This is a genomic window from Salinimonas chungwhensis DSM 16280, from assembly GCF_000378185.1.
GTDB lineage: Bacteria > Pseudomonadota > Gammaproteobacteria > Enterobacterales > Alteromonadaceae > Alteromonas > Alteromonas chungwhensis.
The window spans coordinates 12,271-31,719 of sequence record NZ_KB899377.1 but is presented as its reverse complement, the minus strand read 5'-3'; the positions used below and the strand labels follow the sequence as shown (position 1 = coordinate 31,719).

At 46.2% G+C, this 19,449-nt stretch carries 15 protein-coding genes; 6 read left to right on the top strand and 9 right to left on the bottom strand.

Annotation, left to right across the window (positions count from 1 at the left end; all coding sequences use genetic code 11):
- Window positions 1–948 precede the first annotated feature (948 nt).
- Window positions 949–3,450 (top strand): excinuclease ABC subunit UvrA, encoded by a 2,502-nt coding sequence (locus tag F458_RS0104300; RefSeq protein ID WP_018982149.1) that lies wholly within the window; start codon window positions 949–951, stop codon window positions 3,448–3,450.
- Window positions 3,451–3,585: 135 nt separating this feature from the next.
- Entirely contained in the window at window positions 3,586–4,626 is a 1,041-nt protein-coding gene (locus F458_RS0104295; protein ID WP_018982148.1) for a hypothetical protein, read from the top strand.
- Window positions 4,627–4,716: 90 nt separating this feature from the next.
- Here the strand turns inward: F458_RS0104295 and F458_RS0104290 are convergent, their stop codons facing one another.
- From F458_RS0104290 to glyQ, 3 genes are all read right to left on the bottom strand, one after another.
- Window positions 4,717–5,169, bottom strand: coding sequence for a hypothetical protein (locus tag F458_RS0104290; protein ID WP_232362634.1), 453 nt, complete (start codon window positions 5,167–5,169; stop codon window positions 4,717–4,719).
- Between the two features lie 70 nt (window positions 5,170–5,239).
- Window positions 5,240–7,312 carry a glycine--tRNA ligase subunit beta gene (gene glyS, locus F458_RS0104285; protein WP_018982146.1) on the bottom strand — a complete coding sequence of 691 codons (2,073 nt, stop codon included), beginning with the start codon at window positions 7,310–7,312 and terminating at the stop codon, window positions 5,240–5,242.
- Window position 7,313: 1 nt separating this feature from the next.
- The gene (glyQ, locus tag F458_RS0104280) at window positions 7,314–8,219 is read right to left on the bottom strand and encodes a glycine--tRNA ligase subunit alpha (protein WP_018982145.1); all 906 of its coding nucleotides are present in this window, start codon (window positions 8,217–8,219) and stop codon (window positions 7,314–7,316) included.
- A 122-nt stretch (window positions 8,220–8,341) separates the two neighbouring features.
- On the opposite strand from glyQ, the gene F458_RS0104275 reads away from it, so the two are divergent.
- Window positions 8,342–8,926, top strand: a complete 585-nt coding sequence (locus F458_RS0104275; protein WP_018982144.1) for a DNA-3-methyladenine glycosylase I — start codon at window positions 8,342–8,344, stop codon at window positions 8,924–8,926.
- Window positions 8,927–8,928: 2 nt separating this feature from the next.
- Here the strand turns inward: F458_RS0104275 and F458_RS0104270 are convergent, their stop codons facing one another.
- The 4 genes from F458_RS0104270 to F458_RS0104255 form a co-directional block, all read right to left on the bottom strand.
- Window positions 8,929–9,381: a DUF2489 domain-containing protein gene (locus tag F458_RS0104270; RefSeq protein ID WP_018982143.1), complete on the bottom strand. Its 453-nt coding sequence runs from the start codon at window positions 9,379–9,381 to the stop codon at window positions 8,929–8,931.
- Window positions 9,382–9,392: 11 nt separating this feature from the next.
- Complete coding sequence (gene yihI / locus F458_RS0104265; protein WP_018982142.1) at window positions 9,393–9,866, bottom strand: Der GTPase-activating protein YihI; 474 nt, start codon at window positions 9,864–9,866, stop codon at window positions 9,393–9,395.
- Between the two features lie 24 nt (window positions 9,867–9,890).
- The gene (locus F458_RS0104260) at window positions 9,891–10,451 is read right to left on the bottom strand and encodes a class I SAM-dependent methyltransferase (protein WP_018982141.1); all 561 of its coding nucleotides are present in this window, start codon (window positions 10,449–10,451) and stop codon (window positions 9,891–9,893) included.
- Between the two features lie 432 nt (window positions 10,452–10,883).
- Window positions 10,884–11,510 (bottom strand): c-type cytochrome, encoded by a 627-nt coding sequence (locus tag F458_RS0104255; protein ID WP_018982140.1) that lies wholly within the window; start codon window positions 11,508–11,510, stop codon window positions 10,884–10,886.
- A 172-nt stretch (window positions 11,511–11,682) separates the two neighbouring features.
- Here F458_RS0104255 and yihA point away from each other — a divergent pair, with 172 nt between their 5' ends.
- The gene (yihA, locus tag F458_RS0104250; protein ID WP_018982139.1) at window positions 11,683–12,285 is read left to right on the top strand and encodes a ribosome biogenesis GTP-binding protein YihA/YsxC; all 603 of its coding nucleotides are present in this window, start codon (window positions 11,683–11,685) and stop codon (window positions 12,283–12,285) included.
- A gap of 376 nt (window positions 12,286–12,661) precedes the next feature.
- On the opposite strand, the gene polA is transcribed toward yihA, so the two are convergent.
- The gene (gene polA / locus F458_RS0104245) at window positions 12,662–15,412 is read right to left on the bottom strand and encodes a DNA polymerase I (RefSeq protein WP_018982138.1); all 2,751 of its coding nucleotides are present in this window, start codon (window positions 15,410–15,412) and stop codon (window positions 12,662–12,664) included.
- 413 nt (window positions 15,413–15,825) lie between these two features.
- Between polA and elbB the strand changes: the two genes are divergently transcribed.
- Window positions 15,826–16,479, top strand: coding sequence for an isoprenoid biosynthesis glyoxalase ElbB (elbB, locus tag F458_RS0104240; RefSeq protein ID WP_018982137.1), 654 nt, complete (start codon window positions 15,826–15,828; stop codon window positions 16,477–16,479).
- Window positions 16,480–16,601: 122 nt separating this feature from the next.
- Window positions 16,602–18,053, top strand: a complete 1,452-nt coding sequence (locus F458_RS0104235) for a TrkH family potassium uptake protein (RefSeq protein WP_018982136.1) — start codon at window positions 16,602–16,604, stop codon at window positions 18,051–18,053.
- Between the two features lie 11 nt (window positions 18,054–18,064).
- Here the strand turns inward: F458_RS0104235 and trkA are convergent, their stop codons facing one another.
- Complete coding sequence (gene trkA / locus F458_RS0104230) at window positions 18,065–19,444, bottom strand: Trk system potassium transporter TrkA (protein WP_018982135.1); 1,380 nt, start codon at window positions 19,442–19,444, stop codon at window positions 18,065–18,067.
- Window positions 19,445–19,449: the final 5 nt, after the last annotated feature.

Genomic DNA, 19,449 nt, shown 5'->3' with positions numbered 1-19,449 from the left:
GACATTGTGTAGTAGCAGATTAGTGGCGTGTGTTGTTTGCTTTTTTTGGCTTTTGCGCGACGATGTTGATCGCCGGTACAGTCCCCGTGTTCGATATGGATACGATAAGAAATTCTCACGGCTATTTGTCTTTATTTTTTCGTTCAGTTATCGAAGAAACTTCGAAAATAATAGCGTGTTATATTGTATTTGAGACACTCAATAAACAGAGAGTTAAATTTTACACTCGCTTTTTACTCACTCGTTGCGTCTTATGAATCTGCAATACCTATAGTCTCAATTATAGCTGCTTTAACAGAAGGGCTAATTTCACTGGAGTCAGGTAATTTGCCAACCTATTTGAATGATTTCGACAAGATGGAGCGTAGCTTGCCCATAGGCGAGTTGGCTCTATTTTTTCTCAGAGATGGTACATGTTTTTATACATTTTTATTTAACCTACAGCGGTATCTGCTTCTTAATGTCGCACTGAGATAAGCTGCTATTTTTTACACCTTTGTTTGCGCACGGTTTGTTAAATGTGCTTATTTTGTATGTTTATACAACTATAGAAAGTAACTCGGTTTCTATTTTATTAAAAAGCATAAGTGTGCTGCTTGTCGTAGTTCTGCTTATTTTTTTTTTTACCCAGAAAAAAAGTATACGAGAATGTATTTGCAGTGAGACAAGCGTAGCGTGGGCCAATTTTGCTTTAAACGATAGTGAAGGAGAGAGCGTGTTGCTGCCCGTGCTACAAAATGTTCGGTATTGATTACTGTATGTTCATTGTGACCAAAGTTATAAATCTTAGAGGATGCGCCACAAGCTCTATATGCACTACAATTAAATGACGAAAAGCCGATAAACGACACACTATTCTAACTTTATTCACTATTATACTTACATTCTGATCGCTCCTGGCAATCTACATCTACAAAAGATATTGCCGACTCGACAACAGCAGGGTGAATGAAAATTAAAATATCAGAGTGCGTTCAGGTTCGCGGATCTCGGGTTCATAACCTACGGGATATCAATGTCGATGTGCCCAGAAATAAAATTGTCGCATTTACCGGTATATCTGGATCGGGGAAGTCCTCCCTGGCTTTTGGTACTTTGTATGCTGAGGCCCAGCATAGATATCTCGACTCTGTTTCGCCTTATGCCAGACGGCTGATAGAACAGATTGAACAACCTGATGTGGATAGCATCGAAGGATTACCTCCGGCTGTCGGCTTGCATCAGCAACGTGGTGTTGCTTCCGCACGTTCTTCAGTAGGCAGCATAACTACCATATCAAATAGTGTGCGAATGCTATATTCACGGGCGGGAGACTACCCTGAGAATCAACCAATCATCTATGCCGACGGGTTTTCGCCTAACACACCTCAGGGGGCTTGTGAGACCTGTCATGGCATAGGGAAAGTGTTTGATGTAAGTGAGCACACCTTAGTGCCCAATCCGCGCCTGACTATCAGAGAGGGCGCTGTAGCTGGGTGGCCAGGTGCGTGGCAGGGTAAAAACCTGGTGCGGATATTACTTTCACTGGATGTTGATGTGGATATTCCCTGGCAGGAATTGCCCGCAGAGACCCGGCAATGGATTTTATATACTGACGAAACCCCGCAGGTCTCGGTTTACCGAAATTACAATTTAGCCGAAACGCGTCAGGCACTTAAAGATGCAGAGCCCGCCAGCTATAAAGGCACCTTTATAAGCGCAAGATCCCATGTTCTAAATACATTTAAAAAATCACAGAAAGAAAAGGCCAAACAGCGGGTTGCCCAATATGTTGATATTGCAATGTGCCCAGCGTGCGAAGGCAAAAAGCTGAAACAGGCAGCGTTAGCGGTAACCTTATGCGGGTTGGATATTGTAGAATTTTCCAACCTTTCATTGGAAGACGCTACCAATAGGCTGGAAACGTTGGTCCGCGCTGCATCTGACGCTAATCAATATAGTCATGACCGTTCACTGGTTATTCAAAATATTGGCCGGGATATTATTGCCCGTATAAAGCCGGTTCTGAATCTTGGATTAGGTTATCTCTCGCTGACACGCAGCTCGACAACATTATCGCCCGGCGAACTTCAGCGCATCCGTTTGGCAACTCAAATTAAGTCTAAGCTATTTGGTGTAGTGTACATTATGGATGAGCCATCATCCGGTTTACACCCTTCAGACATTCAGGCGCTGCTAAATGCTTTTGATGAGCTCGTTGATGCAGGTAATTCGGTATTTCTTGTAGAACACAATCCGCGAGTTATTAAACACGCTGACTGGTTGGTAGATATTGGACCGGGCGCAGGCGTTAATGGTGGCAACCTGGTTTACAGTGGCCCGGTAGAAGGGGTGGCGAATGAAAACTCGTCAGTAACGGGAAAGTATCTTTTTGATGAAGGTGAAAAGGTCGCTCGTCCTTATCGAGAACCAGATGAATGGCTGGAACTAAAGAATATTACCAGAAACAATCTATCAAAATTGGACTGTGCGTTTCCACTGGGCGTTATAACCACTGTAACAGGCGTGTCTGGCTCAGGAAAATCAAGCCTTGTTAGCCAGGCGCTGGTCGAACTTATAAAAAAAGCGCTGGGCGTCAAAGACAAAACTGACAATAGCAATCTCAGTGAAGCTGAACTACTAGAGGCGGATAGTGAGAATGCAATTTGTGGCAGCATTGTTGCTGGAAGTGAAAAAATAAAGCGGATGGTGGTTGTTGATCAGTCGCCCATAGGGCGCACCCCCCGTTCTAACCTTGCGACTTATACAGGCTTGTTCGATCATATCAGAAAAATTTTTGCCTCCACAGAATATGCCAATGCCTGTGGGTATGATGCAGGCCAGTTTTCGTTCAATGTTGCGAAGGGCCGGTGTAATAACTGCGAAGGTGTCGGCTATGTTTCTATTGAATTACTGTTTATGCCCAGCGTCTATTCCCCTTGTCCGGTATGCCACGGTCAGCGTTATAATGAGGATACGCTAGCGGTTAAATGGCAGGGGCTGTCTATTGCCGACGTGCTTGAGCTCAGCGTAGATGAAGCTTATACATTGTTTAGTGATGAAGCGCCGGTACAAAGAGCATTAAGGGCTTTAAAAAAAGTCGGGCTGGGCTATTTGCGGTTAGGACAGCCTGCGACGGAGCTTTCAGGCGGAGAAGCCCAGCGGGTCAAACTTGCCTCTGAGCTTAGGCGAAATGAACGTAGCAATACCCTTTATGTCTTAGACGAGCCGACCACAGGACTGCATCCTGCTGATATTGATTTATTGCTAAAACATCTCAATGCGTTGGTAGATTCAGGCAGTACGGTGGTGATGGTGGAACACAACATGCGCGTTGCTTCTGCCAGCGATTATATAATTGATATTGGCCCCGGGGCGGGTGATGAGGGCGGCAAGATTGTTTCACGTGGAACACCTCACGACGTGGTTCTTAGCAAAGACAGTAAAACCGCACCGTTTATTCTCTGCTAAACAACTACGTTGCTGTGAAATAATGCTAACCATCATGAAGATATAAAAATAAAGCGCTAACATGTTAAAGAGAAACGAATAGCTTATATTAATAGTTATTCGTTCTCCTTCGTTATTTTTTGATAGGGATATCAAATGCGTAAACTCAAAACAATACTACTCATTAGTTTCTCAGCGTTTTCTCTCAATGCCTTTGCGGTAAAAAGTGCGATATTCTGCAGGGATTGTGACACGCTCCCCAAAGCATCAGAATTTGCGCAATATCTTGCTGACTTGCCCATTTGTGAAATATCCGTTCCTGAGTCTGCGAATTGTGTATCCTCACAGTGGCAGTCAACAACGATAGTCGATATTGAAAGCGGCAACGCATTTAATTTTAGCTTTCACGAACCTCATACTGAGAACGCCAGCCCGAAAATTAAATATTTTCGATTATCCGCCCAGGACATAGATGGTTACAGGCAGTTAACAGGCTTTGTCCGGGCTGCTGAAGACTCGGTAAGAAAAGCCTCTGGTAAACTGATAAAAATATCCAGCGGGATGCAGCCCAAAACCGCGCAAACAACTACTTCGGTCGCTGTTGAGCGCTGCCCAACTGATACAGCACTATCAGCGCTGCTAAACGCAAGTCAGATGGAGCAAATACACCATGCGGCGTTCATCAGAATTAGTACAGAACTGTCGCAGCGTTCAGGTACTGAAAGACTGGAAGGAACAATAGGGCCTGAGAAGGCAGCCGTAACGATAAACGATAACCGTTATCTTGGCAGCTTTGCACACACCACGCCGCCTCACGTTTATTACATTTACTTTGAAAACACAGAGCGATCTTCACCTATACAGGATTATCTGGCCTATCACGTTGAAATTATCGCCCCGGGGATGAACAAATTGCCCACGATGACTTTTAATCTTATCGATGACTCACGCGTGGCAGGCTACACACTTGGCGGTTTGAAAGGTGAAAATGGCCCGCTGTTGATTGAGAATGATTGTATTGTTGAAAAGTTCAAAGGTGCTGTCTCTAGGGGGCAACTGTTAGAGACTAAGACGGCCCTTGCACACAACGACCTGTGCCTTAGTAAAAATAACCAATCGGATACACAGGCGAACCTGGTGAAACTGGCAACCCGGCGCAGCAAAAACCTAAAATATACTTACCGCACGTGCCTTTAAAAGAGCGTAACTTTACAGAAAGTAGCTTCAGAGAAAAGGCGTTGTATTAAAATGAACACCGAAGTTGGAAGCAACGTTCGCCTACAGGGGTCAGGTAGCCGGCGCGGGAGTTATATCCAGACGAATTTCATCACCACTGGCGCGGGCGAAAGAAAAACGGTACGTATCGGTAGTGGAGGGCACAAACTGAATGTTTTCAGCGTCGCTACCACACACCAGATAAGTGGTCTGATTCAGTGTTGCTGGCTGGCCTTTGTACTTACCACCACAGGTTTGTGAGGCAGTCCACACCTTGTCCGCCAGCTTAAAGTCATACGGCTGACCATCGGCTATCAGTTCCACATCCACATACCAATTAGTACGACCTTCATTTAACCGATAGGCCGGGGTTGCTTCCCACCAATTAAAGACGCCGCGCAAGTACATGTCATCAAAATTGATATCGGACGCTGCATTGCTGCCGGGCAGACTATTTATTACGCTATTACTGGAGCAACCACTTAGCAGGGTAAGGGCGAATACCACTATGGCTTTTTTCAACACATTCACCTTAAGAAAAAAATGCCCAACAACATGCCGGGCATCATTATTATTTTTACTGAATGACTAAGTCTCAGGATTTGGCTAAAAGCGAAATATCTGCTGTTTTTAAAAACATACTTCTTAGCATCAACAGAATAGCAAGACGATTTTGACGAACTGCATCATTCTCTGCCATAACCATAACATTATCGAAAAACGCATCAATAACATTTCGCAGAGTGGCCAGTGTGCTTAATACTGAGCCGTATTGTTGCGATGCGGCAGATTCCTCTACCTTGTCTTTAACTTGCTGCAGCGCGTTATACAGGGCCTTCTCTGCATCATCTTCCAGCAGCTTCTCATCGACAGGTAATTCACCGGTAACATTTTGTTTATTCAGAATGTTGGCCACCCGCTTATTGGCGGCTGCAAGTGCTTCGGCTTCCTCACGCTGCTTGAACTGCGCCACCGCCTCTACCCGCGCCGCATAATCTGCAGGTTGAGTAGGTCGGCGGGCGGAAACCGCCTGGATAACATCCATGGTGACGCCTTCTTCCTGAAACAACGAAACAAACCGACCCAGCACAAAATCCACCACCTGAGTTTGCGTCTCCGGATTACTGACCTTATTGCCGTATACATCAACAGCTTTGGCGACCAAATCCTCTAGATCCAGAGCCAGGCCTTTTTCAGAAATAATCCGTAAAACACCGATAGCTGCACGTCTTAATGCAAACGGATCTTTGTCGCCTTTTGGCAGTTGACCAATACCAAAAATACCAACCAGCGTATCCAGCTTGTCTGCCAGCGCCACAGCGGCGCTCACATGCGAAGAGGGCAATACATCGCCGGCAAAGCGAGGCATATACTGTTCGTAGAGCGCTTCGGCCACCGCACTGTCTTCACCGTCGTTAAGGGCATAGTACTTGCCCATAACACCCTGAACCTCGGTAAACTCCATAACCATTTCGGTCATCAAGTCAGTTTTACTCAGCAAACCGGCTCGCCGGGCTTTCGTTGAATCAGCATCAATTTTCTCGCCGATAAAGCCTGATAGCTCGGCAATACGTTCTGATTTATCTTTAAGGGTTCCCAGTTGCTTTTGAAATAAGACTGTGGAAAGGCTATCCAAACGACTTTCCAGGGTGGTCTTTTTATCTGTTTCAAAAAAGAACTCAGCATCAGCAAGCCGGGGCCGGATTACTTTTTCATTACCACTGATAATGGCAGTTTCATCACGACTTTCGATATTAGTTACAAACAGAAAGGTATTAGACAATGACCCATCAGCATGTAACAAAGGCACATACTTCTGGTCATCCTTCATGGTGTAAATAAGGGCTTCTTTTGGTACCTCCAGAAACGCTGAATCAAACGATGCGGTGAGAACGACCGGCCATTCTACCAAGGCTGCAATTTCCTCAAGCAACGCAATATCATAATCTGGTTTAAGGGATAACTGCTCAGCAGTTTGCTCAAGTCCATGCTTAATAGCATCCGCGCGCTCTTCAAAGTCAGCAATAACATACTGTTCTTTCAACGCCTGGGCATAAGTGTCAGCGTGGGCAAGCTCAAATGTTTTTTGACCGTGAAAACGGTGGCCCTGAATGACGCGATCGCTGGTTTGACCCAGTACCTTAACCGGCAGTACCTGGGCCCCATATAAGACCGCCAGTGTGTGCACTGGTCGTATAAACTGGGTGGCAGAGCTGCCCCAGCGCATGGGTCGCGGAATAGGTAGCTTGCTGACCGTTTGATTAAGTAAATTCTCCAGCAGCGTAGCGACTGGTTGCCCGGGGACATTGGCCTTATACAACAGCCATTCACCTTTATCAGTAACCAGTCGTTCTGCCTCTTCTACTTCAATGCCGTTACCCCGAGCCCAGCCTAACGCCGCTTTAGTAGGGTTACCCTCTGCGTCAAAAGCAGCACTGACAGCCGGGCCGCGTTTTTCAGTTACTTTATCCTGTTGAGATTCAGCTAAAGCGGTGACGTGTAACGCAAGACGGCGAGGGGAGGCAAACCAGTTTACTGAGTCAAATTGTAATTCCGCACCTTCCAGCGCCAGTCGAAAATTATCGGCAAAGCTTTGGCCCAATTGTTTTAGTGCTTTTGGGGGGAGTTCTTCTGTTCCCAGTTCAATTAATAGATTCTCTGTGCGCACCTTACTGCTCCTTCTGACATAAAGGGAAGCCCAGCTCTTCACGGGACTGGTAATACGTTTCTGCACAGCCTTTTGATAGCGCCCGCACTCGCAGAATATACCGCTGACGTTCGGTGACAGAGATCGCGTGACGGGCATCAAGCATGTTAAATGCGTGAGAGGCTTTCATCACCTGTTCATAGGCTGGCAGCGGAAGATTGTTATCAATTAGCTTTTGTGAAGTGGCTTCACATTCATCAAAAGTTTTGAACAGGAAGTCGACGTTGGCATGTTCAAAGTTATATTTAGACTGCTCCACCTCATTTTGATGGAAGACATCACGGTAGGTGACTTTGCCCATAGGGCCATCGGTCCAGACTAAATCGTAAATACTGTCTACGCCCTGAATATACATGGCAAGCCGCTCAAGGCCATAGGTGATCTCACCAGTAACCGGTTTACACTCTAAGCCCCCAACTTGCTGGAAGTAAGTAAACTGGGTGATTTCCATGCCGTTAAGCCATACTTCCCAGCCTAATCCCCAGGCGCCCAGTGTAGGGGATTCCCAGTTATCTTCTACAAACCGAATATCATGCACTAACGGGTCAAAGCCCAGCTCCTGCAGCGAGCCCAGATAAAGCTCCTGAATATTGTCCGGAGATGGTTTCATCATCACCTGAAACTGATAATAATGCTGAAGACGGTTCGGATTTTCTCCATAGCGACCGTCAGTAGGTCGCCGGCATGGCTGGACGTAGGCGCTATTAATGGGCTCCGGGCCCAGTGAGCGAAGAAAGGTCATAGGATGAAAGGTGCCTGCGCCAACTTCCATGTCTAAAGGCTGGATAATGACACAGCCCTGACGGGCCCAGTATTCCTGTAGCGCCAGGATTAACCCCTGAAAGGTTTTACTATCGTAATTGTGCATACAGTCGCTGCTTTGTTATTCACGGTTCAAAGGTGGCATAGTATACAATTTGTCAGGCAGTGTATGTAGGCTTTGGCCGGTAAAAGCTTACAAAAATAAGGTGCGAATGCTATAGGAAGTTTATGAAAAGTCATTTAAAACGGTGTGGATGGGTGACCGACGATCCCGTGTATGAACATTATCACGATACTGTATGGGGGCGGCCGGAAACAGACAGCCAGAGTTTGTTCGCTAAATTATGCCTGGATGGTCAGCAGGCGGGGTTATCCTGGCTGACTATTTTAAAAAAGCAGGAGAACTATGAAAAAGCGTTTCATCACTTTGACCCCAACAAAATTGTCCGTATGTCAGATGATGAGCTACAAGCGCTAAAACATAACAAAGGCATTATTCGCAATAAGCTAAAGATTGCGTCTGTTGTGGCTAACGCCCGCGGTTATTTGGAGATTGAAAAAGAGCAGCCCTTCAATGAATTTATCTGGCAGTTTACTGATGGCAAAACCATTGTTAATGCATGGGATGACCAGTCTCAGGTGCCTGTAAGTTCTCCAGCGTCAAAAGCGATGGCTAAGGCGTTAAAGCAGTATAAATTTACCTTTGTGGGAGAAACTATCTGTTACGCATTTATGCAGGCGGTGGGAATGATAAATGACCACGAAACAGGCTGTCACTGTTATGAAGCAGCCTGCCGTGAGGCGATTGGGTAGCGCTAGGTCAGGGTTTCACAATATTGGCGGATATCTGGTAATTCTGCCAATACTTTGCTCTCGTGCTCGGACTCAATTTGCTCGCGTGCTTTATCTTGCTTATTTTTCTCTTTAGGCGACAGTTTTTTTCGCTCTTCCAGCACGGCGAATCCGCTGACCTCAACAAACAACGTATAAATATGGGGAAATTTGCTTTTATAATCTGGCGGCGAGCTCAGCGGCAGTGCTTCTAGCAAATTACATATACGAATGGCTCCTTCAGATAACTCACATTGCTGCTGTTCCATTGCCTTGGCAATAAGAATAATACTGTCAGTGATAGTAACCGTACGTTTTTCTCTGGCCGCTGCCTGGCGGGCATTTTGTTGTTTAAGTGAAAATAGCAACCTGCCGGCATAAATGCCCAGGGCAAGAATGATGAGTACGCCGAACGCTGAAACAATAGCCCATACCATTACACAACTCCTTACTGTTTATAGTCGTCGGGATTAAGCGCGTCGAGCTTATCAAACGGATCGTCGCTGTCATCATCCTCTTCCAGGTCGATACCCAGCAGATCACACAACACGCGGTGCCTATCGAGTTTTTCATCAACATACTGTTGTTCACTGACTGAAATAGTATCGCCGTTATCCAGTTTATCCAGAAGGAGTGCCAGTTTGCTGTCCGCTTCAAGTGCTGCAAGCTCCTGCGTGGGTGTGGCGTATTTTTTTGGCTCGGACTTGATTAATGCGATAGGGCGTTTGCTACCAACCCGCGGATCACGTTTGGCTTTATTGCTTTCACTTTTATTTGGCGCTTTTTCGCCGGCATTACGGTGTCCTGGTTGTTTACCTTTACCGGGTTTTTTTCCGGTTGGCACATTAGGACGCGGCTTTCTTTCCGGGTCTTTGCGGACGCCTATCTGACCGACTTTTCTCGATTTCTTCTTACGAGGCATAATTCCTCTGTCTGTTGATTTAGGTTAGGACTGGGTATTATAACTTTGCTTGCACATTAATACGACATCCGGGGCTACCAGATGTACAGTATAATTAAACATTTGTCCTATTACGTTGAACGTATGATCGCTGAAAAAGCTCACGTGAGTCTGATCATTTTTATAGTGCCAATTGATAAACCGTTGATGGTTGATGACCCGCTTCGTCATGATGCACAGCCAGCCACCCGGTCGTAATAAGTTATCCAGTAGCTCGAGTTCTGTACCCGGGGTGTGAAAATGCTCAATGGCCTCGGTGCAGGTAATAAAATCATAACTATCCTTCAGGACCCAGTCATCAGGATAATAAAGTGGGTCGTAAATAGCCATAGTATGCCCATGGTCAGCTAACATCTCAGCTAAAACCGGCGCAGGGCCGCAGCCAAAATCCAGCCCGTGGCTGTCTTTAATAATGCGTGCTAACAATGGTTCTGCCGCTTTATTAAGAAACCGGCGATACCCTGGATCGTGAGTATCATTTTGATGTAACGAGTATTCGTGGTGCTCAGTCGCTTTGGTAGGCAGGTGAACCGGATGTACAAACACCAAAGAACAATACGGGCATTGCAAATACGTTCGTTGGTTATCCTGATGATAAAAGTATGTGGAAGAATTGGCGCAAAGAGGGCAATTGGATAGCATCGTAGTTTCTTAAAAGAAAAAAGGTGATGGCTTTTGGCCATCACCTCTATATTTTAGTGTCAGATGACACTTCTCCCGTTTGCACCTCATGTGCTTGTTGTTGCTTCCAATGCTAAAGTGCTCCCCTTTTTTTTATTTTTCGCAGAGCTTTATTGTTGTTCTAGGCCTTCCTGACGCTTTTTCCGTTCATCCGTGTATTCGTTATTGTTATTATTAAGTTTCTGGTGCACTGAAACGATGCATGCCCGAAACGTGTGGAACAGCTTACACGATCCATAAATGATTACAATACCATTCTTAACAGGAAATTAACATGTGTATGTTGTTAAAGGCTTTTTAATTCAAGCCAGCCAGATATTTCGACAGCACTTCGATGTCTTCATCTGTTAGTTTCATCGCAATATCACGCATCATACCATTCATGTCATTGTGGCGCTGCCCACTGCGAAATGCTTTTAACTGAGAGGCAAGATATTCAGTATGCTGGCCACTAATGTTCGGGAAACCTGCCAGTTGCATACCATTACCGCGAGGGCCATGACACGCCATACATGCTGTAATACCCCGCTCAAGGTCACCACCTCGGTAAAGCGCCTCACCAGGTTCAATCACTTCTTCAGGCGTCGTCCCGATGTTTAAGTCCTGGCTTGCATAATAGGCAGAAATATCCTGCATGTCCTGCTCAGACAGTGCGGCGGCCATACCATTCATAACCGCGTTATTTCTGCCTTCCTCGCCACCTGTCTGCGAAGCCAGTTTAAATTCTTTCAATTGCTTGACTAAGTAATTAGCATGCTGCCCGGCAAGTTTAGGATTCATAGGAATCGCACTGTTACCGTCAGGCCCGTGACAAGCTGCACAGGTTGTTGATTTTTGTTTTCCTGCTTCAGGGTCACCGCCTGAAGTTTGTGCTCCTGTTGTCAAACTAAACGTTAAACACGCTAACAAACACAGTTTTTTCATAAGTAATCTTCCGTAAAGGATCCAGCGGATTTGCGGATATACGTGGTATTATCGGTATTTAGCACATTTACTATGCCAGAAAATCCTCTTTTATACTAAAGGGAAGGGGCAAAAATGTACAATTCTGGTGATAAATTAACAAATTATTTAAGTTGCTCAGGCGGAGACGACGATGACGTATTTTACTAAAGCCACTTTTTCTACCAGTGCACCCGACATCCGTCATCTTAAAGGAGATGATGGTGTGGAGGTGGCATTCGCCGGTCGGTCTAATGCGGGTAAGTCCAGTGCGCTCAATGCATTGACGCGCCAGAAAAGTCTTGCCCGAACCAGTAAAACCCCCGGTCGGACGCAAATGATCAATGTTTTTGAACTGGACGAGGGCAGACGCCTCATTGATTTGCCCGGTTACGGCTTTGCCCAGGTGCCACTGGCCATGAAAAAAAAGTGGCAGCAATCGCTGGGTGAGTATCTTCAAAAACGCAAAAGTCTTAAAGGGCTGGTGGTGTTAATGGATATTCGCCATCCCTTTAAGGATTTAGATCAGGATCTTATTTACTGGGCTGTGGATGCCGGTATTCCAGTGCTGGCCGTATTGACCAAATCAGATAAACTCAAGTCGGGAAAGCGGAAAGAAAAATTGATAATGGCAGAGGAAGCTGCGCTGGCTTTCATGGGCGATGTAACGGTACAAACATTCTCTGCTACGTCAAAACAGGGATTGCCTGAACTGGAGCGAATGTTAGAAAAGTGGTTCTCACTAAATCAGGACTAAGCGGAAGACGAAAAGCAATCTGCAGATAAAAGAAAGCCCCATCAGACGATGGGGCAAAAATTACTGAGAGAAAACACATAAAAACCATAAGTAAGAGTGGCTGCTTTCCCGATAAGTTCCCGAAGATATGAAAAAATCCGAATGATTTTATAAGTCATTAATTATCAATGGCTTATACTTTTTTTTAAGCATAAAAAAACCCCGGCAAAATTGGCCGGGGTTAAAGCAAAGGTTTGAAAACAGCTTTCTCACCTCTGTACCCTACATTAATAAGGTTACAATACACGCCTTAAAACGCAAGGATTTTATGTAATTTAATTACCAAAAAGGTGGTGCTATTTTTCGTTTTAACCTAAATATGTAATATTATTACTATTTAGTGAGCTTCGTCCCAGTTTTTACCTTCACCGGCTTCTACATCCAGCGGCACAGACAGGGTGGCAGCGTTCTCCATGAGCTCTACTATCTTTTTAGAGGCGTCTTCTACTTTGTTTTCTTTTATTTCAAAAACAAGCTCATCGTGCACCTGCATCATCATATAGATATCGTCGTTTTTATTTGATTGGATCCATTCATCGACCTTGATCATAGCCATTTTGATAATATCAGCAGCCGTGCCCTGCATGGGCGCGTTGATGGCCGCCCGCTCCGCCCCTTTGCGACGGGCCCCGTTGCTAGCTTTGATATCCGGTAAATACAGACGGCGGCCAAAAACAGTTTCCACATAACCTTTTTCTTTGGCTAAGGCCCGGGTGTCATCCATATATTTCAAAACACCAGGATAGCGTTCAAAGTAAAGATCCATGTATTGCTGAGCTTCGTGTCGGGGGATATTTAATTGTTTGGATAGCCCATAGGCTGACATTCCATAAATTAAACCGAAATTAATGGCTTTGGCACTACGGCGTTGATCTGCTGTGACGTCCTCCAGTTTTTCACCAAAAACTTCAGCTGCGGTAGCCCGGTGGATATCTTTACCCTCAGAGAAAGCATCCAGCAATCCTTTGTCCTGAGATAAGTGAGCCATAATGCGCAGTTCGATCTGAGAGTAATCTGCTGCAACAATTTTGTAGCCTTCCCGAGGCACAAAAGCCTGGCGGACACGACGACCCTCTTCATTTCGAATTGGAATATTTTGCAGATTAGGTTCTGTGGAAGATAGCCGGCCAGTGGCCGTAACCGCTTGGTGATAAGACGTATGAATGCGGCCGGTTCGCTGGCAAATCATTTTGGGTAGCTTATCAGTATAGGTACTTTTAAGCTTGGACAAGCCGCGATATTCCATAATCATTTTGGGTATGGGATATTCTAACGCCAGCTCCTGTAAAACCTCTTCAGAGGTAGAGGGTGCGCCTTTGGGCGTTTTCTTTATTACCGGTAGTTCCAGCTTTTCAAAGAGTACTTTTTGTAACTGCTTGGTGGAGCCCAGGTTGAAACTTTCGCCGGCTTCCTCGTGAACTGTTTTTTCAAGCTCGTCGATACGCTTAGCCAGATCCTGGCTGTGTTGCGCCAGTCGCTGACTATCAATATATACACCTAATTGTTCCATCCGCGAAAGCACGCTGGCCAGAGGCACTTCAATATCTACCAGAATGGATTTCAGCTGCTCTTGCTGGGTCAGTTTTTCCCACAGTATCTGGTGCAGTCGCAGCGTGATGTCAGCATCTTCTGCTGCATAAGGGGCTGCCTGCTCCAGATCAATCTGATTGAAAGTTAGCTGTTTGGCACCCTTACCGGCAATATCTTCAAAGTGAACCGTTTTATGGTCCAGATGCGCCAGCGCCAGGCTATCCATATCGTGCCGGTTGGCGGTACTGTTCAATACATAGGATTCGAGCATGGTGTCAAAGGCGATGCCATTGAGTGTAATATCGTAATTGGCCAGGATGTTTTTGTCATACTTGATATGCTGGCCGACTTTTTTGATATTTTCATCTTCAAGTAACGGCTTGAACTGCTCCAGCACATAGTCCCGTGACAGCTGTTCCGGTGCATCAGGATAATCATGGGCCACCGGAATATAAGCGGCCTCGCCGGGCACCGCACAGACACTGATTCCCACGAGCTCGGCTTCCATATACTTAAGGCTGGTGGTTTCAGTATCAAACGCAAATAATGGTGCTTCTTTTAATTTTTTCAGCCATGCAGATAAGGTGTCCTTGTCAAATATCGTTACATACTGGCTGGTATCTATCTGTTGCTTTGCCGGAGTATCAGCGGTTTGCTGCGCCTCATCTGCAGCAGCTTGCGATGAAACTTCATTAAGCCAGCGCTTAAACTCATATTCGGTGAACAGGGTTTCAAGTGCAGTATTGTCTTGTTCTGTGGGGGTCAGCGTTTCGGGGCAATAATCCATCTCCACATCACATTTTATAGTAGCCAGCTCATAAGATAAGCGGGCCTGCTCTTCGTAGTCCTGCATTTTCGCGGCCATGGACTTACTGCCGCGAAAGTTCAGCTCAGCAATTTTATCCAGATTTTGATAAATCTCGTCGATACCGCCAATACCATTGAGTAAAGCTTGCGCGCTTTTGTCACCTACGCCGGGTACGCCGGGAATATTATCGACTTTGTCACCTTTAAGGGCCAGAAAGTCGATCACCAGCTCAGGAGGGACGCCGAATTTTTCCTTTACGCCTTCAATATCCATCACCTGGTTGGTCATGGTGTTGATTAATGTAATATGCTGATTAACCAACTGCGCCATATCCTTGTCGCCGGTACTGATAACGGTATCGATACGTTTTTCTGTCGCGATGCGGGCGAGGGTACCGATAACATCATCGGCTTCTACACCTTCTTCGACAATTATCGGTAAACCCATGGCGCGGATGATGTCATGCAATGGCTTGATCTGGGCGCCGAGCTCCTGAGGCATAGGCGGACGATTTGCTTTGTAGTCTTTGTAGATTTCGTCACGAAATGTTTTACCTTTCGCATCAAAAACAACGGCAATATTTGACGGATTATATTGCTTGATAAGGCTGCGTAGCATATTGATCACACCATAGATCGCGCCCGTATCCTGACCTTTGGAGTTTGTTAGTGGTGGTAGGCCGTGAAATGCTCTGAACAGATAAGACGATCCATCTACCAGTATAAATGGAGGTTTTTGAATAGTTGCCATATGCCTTCGTTATGTAGAAGAGAATAGACGCAAGAATGCCATAGGCTTTGGCGGATCGCCACAAAGAGGCTAAATAACTTATGATCGCTTGTGGATAACTTTGTGATCTAACAAACAGACGCGATCAATACAACCCTTATCGGAGGTGTATGATCATTAAACGGAGATCAGAAATTTCTTAGCTTGTAGAGGATTTTGTGATCCGCGGCCCTGCGTGAAATTTAATCCGAATAAATGTGGATAACTCAGTGATTAGTATTGTTCACAGCTTCGTCTTTTGACGAAACGGTGGAGTAATGTAGCATACTGAATCAGCTAGTCTAAGCGTTATTTCAGAACTTTTTTTAACCGTTTTGTTCGTTTTTTAATCTGAAACGATATAAGTCAATAATAGTAACGGGTAGGAGGCACTAATGAAAAAAGTGGCAATTATTTTAAGTGGTAGCGGTGTATTTGACGGCTCGGAACATTATGAAACTGTCATCACGCTGCTGGCAATTCGGCGTGCCGGAGCCCAGTATCAATGCTTTGCGCCGGATAAAGAGCAACTGCATGTGTTTAATCATCTTACCGGTGAAGTTGCCAAGGGCGAAACCAGAAATGTTCTGGTTGAGTCTGCCCGGTTGGCCAGAGGAGATATTAAGCCAGTCACCCAGTGCAATGCCGATGATTTTGATGCTTTGATTCTGCCAGGTGGGTTTGGCGCGGCCAAAAATCTTTGTACATTTGCTGTAGATGGCGCTGCTAGCAAGCCAGATGAAGAAGTATTTAAGGTCTGCCAGGACTTTGCTAATGCTGGGAAGCCTGCGGGTTATGCGTGCATCGCTCCGGCTCTGGCTGCATCTGTGTATGGTAATAAAGTTAAGCTCACCATTGGCAATGATGTCGCCAGTGCGCAAGGGATAGAGGAGCTTGGCGCACAGCATGTCGAGTGTGCTGTTGATGAGATCGTGGTAGACTCCGACAGAAAGCTGGTGACGACACCGGCCTATATGCTTGCCGAGGACATTCTGGAGGCAGAAGCCGGCCTTAATAAAATGGTCGAGACAGTATTGTCTATGCAATAAAGCCTTTTTCGGGCGAAATACACTTTTCCTTTCGCCCGGATCTTCGCATAATAAAAAGCGCCGTAGCGGTAAGTTTTGCAATGGTGTATTTTTACTAATAATAACAAGGCTTTTGAAAAAACATGCACTATCGTGCGATCGTACGTATTCTCGGACTGCTGGTTGCGCTATTCAGTGTCACCATGATTCCGCCAGCATTGGTTTCCCTGCTTTACCAGGATGGTAGCGGTGTACCCTTTATTATGGCATTTATCCTGTGTGTCTTAACGGGTACGGCGATGTGGTATCCCAACAGGATTCATCGACAAGATCTGCGGGCGAAAGAAGGCTTTCTTATCGTCGCACTGTTTTGGGCGGTGTTAGCAAGTTTTGGTGCCATTCCCTTTATATTGCTGGAACAGCCCAGCATGACCGTGACAGATGCGTTTTTCGAATCCTTTTCTGGTTTAACTACCACCGGTGCCACCGTTATAGAGGGGATTGAGTTTTTACCTCATTCCATCCAGTTTTATCGTCAGCAACTGCAATGGTTTGGCGGGATGGGGATCATTGTTCTGGCGGTGGCTATTCTACCTATTCTGGGGGTAGGGGGCATGCAGCTATATCGCGCCGAGATGCCGGGGCCGGTAAAAGATTCCAAGATGACACCACGCATTGCCGATACCGCAAAACATTTATGGTACATCTATTTATCGTTAACAGTGGCCTGTACGGTAGCCTACTGGTTAGCCGGGATGAGTTGGTTTGATGCAATTTGCCATGCTTTTTCAACGGTCGCGATTGGCGGTTTTTCTACTCATGATGCCAGCATGGGTTATTTTCAAAGCCCCGCGATAAATGTGATTTGTGCCGTATTTTTGCTTATCGCTGCGCTAAATTTCTCTTTGCACTATACCGCTGCTACCGGACGTTCTTTCAAACACTATTTCAGCGATCCAGAGTTTAAAGCATTCTTCAGTATCCAGGCGACGCTTATTTTGGTGTGTTTTTTAACCCTGGTGCTTACCGGTTATTACACCTCAGCTGAAGAAGCATTGGATCAAGCCTTGATTCAGGCAGTGTCCATAGGCACTACAGCGGGCTTTGCCACTACGGATTTTGCCTCCTGGCCAACCTTTCTGCCTATCCTGCTTATCTTTGCCAGTTTTATCGGCGGGTGTGCCGGTTCGACGGGCGGGGGACTTAAAGTTATCCGGGTGTTTCTTTTGTATTTACAAGGCAAGCGGGAAATTGACAGGCTGATTCATCCTAAAGCCGTTTATTCAGTCAAGCTGGGGGAGCGTGCCATGCCCGATCGTGTGGTGGAAGCTGTTTGGGGGTTTTTCTCAGCCTACGCCATTGTTTTCGTGGTTATTATGTTAGGTATGATCGCCAGCGGGCTGGATAATATCTCGGCCTTTACCGCGACAGCGGCGACGCTGAATAACCTCGGTCCGGGTTTGGGCAGCGTGGCAGGAACCTACTCTGAGGTATCCGATCCAGGTAAATGGATTCTGGTTTCGGCTATGTTATTCGGCCGGTTAGAAGTATTTTCACTGCTGGTGCTGTTTTCTCCTACCTTCTGGCGAAGTTAAGGTACTGTTGTCTAGCCAAAAAAGAATGCGCTTGGTTGGAAGATCTTTTCAACATCGTTGATATATTTTTTATCGACCAGGAACAGAATGACATGGTCATTCGCCTCAATGACGGTATCGCTGTGCGCGATGATGACCTGGTCGTCACGAACTACAGCACCGATTGTAGTGCCCGGCGGAAGCTTGATATCACCAATTTCACGGCCGACTACCCGCGATGTATTCTCATCACCATGTGCGATAGCTTCTATAGCCTCCGCAGCCCCGCGGCGAAGTGAGTACACATTAACTATGTCGCCCCTGCGGATATGTGTGAGCAGGGCTGAGATGGTGGCCTGTTGAGGTGAAAACGCAATATCGATTTCGCCGCCCTGAACAAGATCAACGTACGCGCCGCGCTGAATTAGCACCATTGCTTTTTGGGCGCCCATACGTTTAGCCAGCATCGCCGACATAATATTGGCTTCATCGTCGTTGGTCACGGCGATAAATGCATCAACATCTTCTATGCTTTCTTCGGTGAGTAACTCAGGGTCAGAAGCATCGCCACAAAACACGATCGTCTTATCAAGGTGGGCAGACAGATACTGCGCGCGCTCCCGGTCAAATTCTATTAACTTAACATTATGATTGTGCTCTAACCGCTTAGCCAGGCCTGCGCCAATTAATCCGCCACCGGCAATCATGATACGCTTATAGCTTGATTCCAGCTTTTGCAGTTCGCTCATCACCGCGCGGATGTGTTTGGTAGCAGCGATAAAGAAAACTTCATCATCTGCTTCAATGACCGTTGTACCCAGCGGACGGATAGGACGTCCGCGCCGATAAATGGCCGCAACCCGGGTTTCCACGTTAGGCATATGTTCTTTTAGCGCTGACAGGGCGTGGCCTACCAAAAGACCGCCATAATAGGCTTTTACGGCCACCAGGCTGGCTTTCCCTTCTGCAAACTCCACCACCTGCAATGCGCCAGGATAGTCAATGAGCCTTTTAATAGCTTTGGTCACCAGCTGTTCAGGCGCAATAATATGGTCAACAGGAATATCCTGCTGTTTATACAATTGCTCCTGGTAGATAATGTATTGCTCAGAACGTACCCTGGCAATCTTGGTAGGGGTTTTAAACAGACTGTAAGCCACCTGACAGGCCAGCATATTGCTTTCATCGCTATTGGTTACCGCGATCAGCATATCCGCGTCTTCGGCACCGGCTTTCTTAAGAATGTCAGGGTGAGAGCCAACACCTACCACTACCTGCAAGTCCAGCCGATCCTGCAAAGAACGTAAGCGAGTATGATCCGAGTCAATGACGGTGATTTCGTTTTTTTCGCCAACCAGATTTTCTGCGAGGGTACCGCCCACCTGTCCGGCGCCAAGAATGATAATCTTCATCTGAC

Bases quoted from the DNA above. Each gene is read 5' to 3' on its own strand.
- F458_RS0104300 (WP_018982149.1), top strand. From the start codon at position 949: ATGAAAATTAAAATATCAGAGTGCGTTCAGGTTCGCGGATCTCGGGTT.
- F458_RS0104295 (WP_018982148.1), top strand. From the start codon at position 3,586: ATGCGTAAACTCAAAACAATACTACTCATTAGTTTCTCAGCGTTTTCT.
- glyQ (WP_018982145.1), bottom strand. From the start codon at position 8,219: ATGCACAATTACGATAGTAAAACCTTTCAGGGGTTAATCCTGGCGCTA.
- F458_RS0104275 (WP_018982144.1), top strand. From the start codon at position 8,342: ATGAAAAGTCATTTAAAACGGTGTGGATGGGTGACCGACGATCCCGTG.
- F458_RS0104270 (WP_018982143.1), bottom strand. From the start codon at position 9,381: ATGGTATGGGCTATTGTTTCAGCGTTCGGCGTACTCATCATTCTTGCC.
- yihI (WP_018982142.1), bottom strand. From the start codon at position 9,866: ATGCCTCGTAAGAAGAAATCGAGAAAAGTCGGTCAGATAGGCGTCCGC.
- F458_RS0104255 (WP_018982140.1), bottom strand. From the start codon at position 11,510: ATGAAAAAACTGTGTTTGTTAGCGTGTTTAACGTTTAGTTTGACAACA.
- yihA (WP_018982139.1), top strand. From the start codon at position 11,683: ATGACGTATTTTACTAAAGCCACTTTTTCTACCAGTGCACCCGACATC.
- polA (WP_018982138.1), bottom strand. From the start codon at position 15,412: ATGGCAACTATTCAAAAACCTCCATTTATACTGGTAGATGGATCGTCT.
- elbB (WP_018982137.1), top strand. From the start codon at position 15,826: ATGAAAAAAGTGGCAATTATTTTAAGTGGTAGCGGTGTATTTGACGGC.
- F458_RS0104235 (WP_018982136.1), top strand. From the start codon at position 16,602: ATGCACTATCGTGCGATCGTACGTATTCTCGGACTGCTGGTTGCGCTA.
- trkA (WP_018982135.1), bottom strand. From the start codon at position 19,444: ATGAAGATTATCATTCTTGGCGCCGGACAGGTGGGCGGTACCCTCGCA.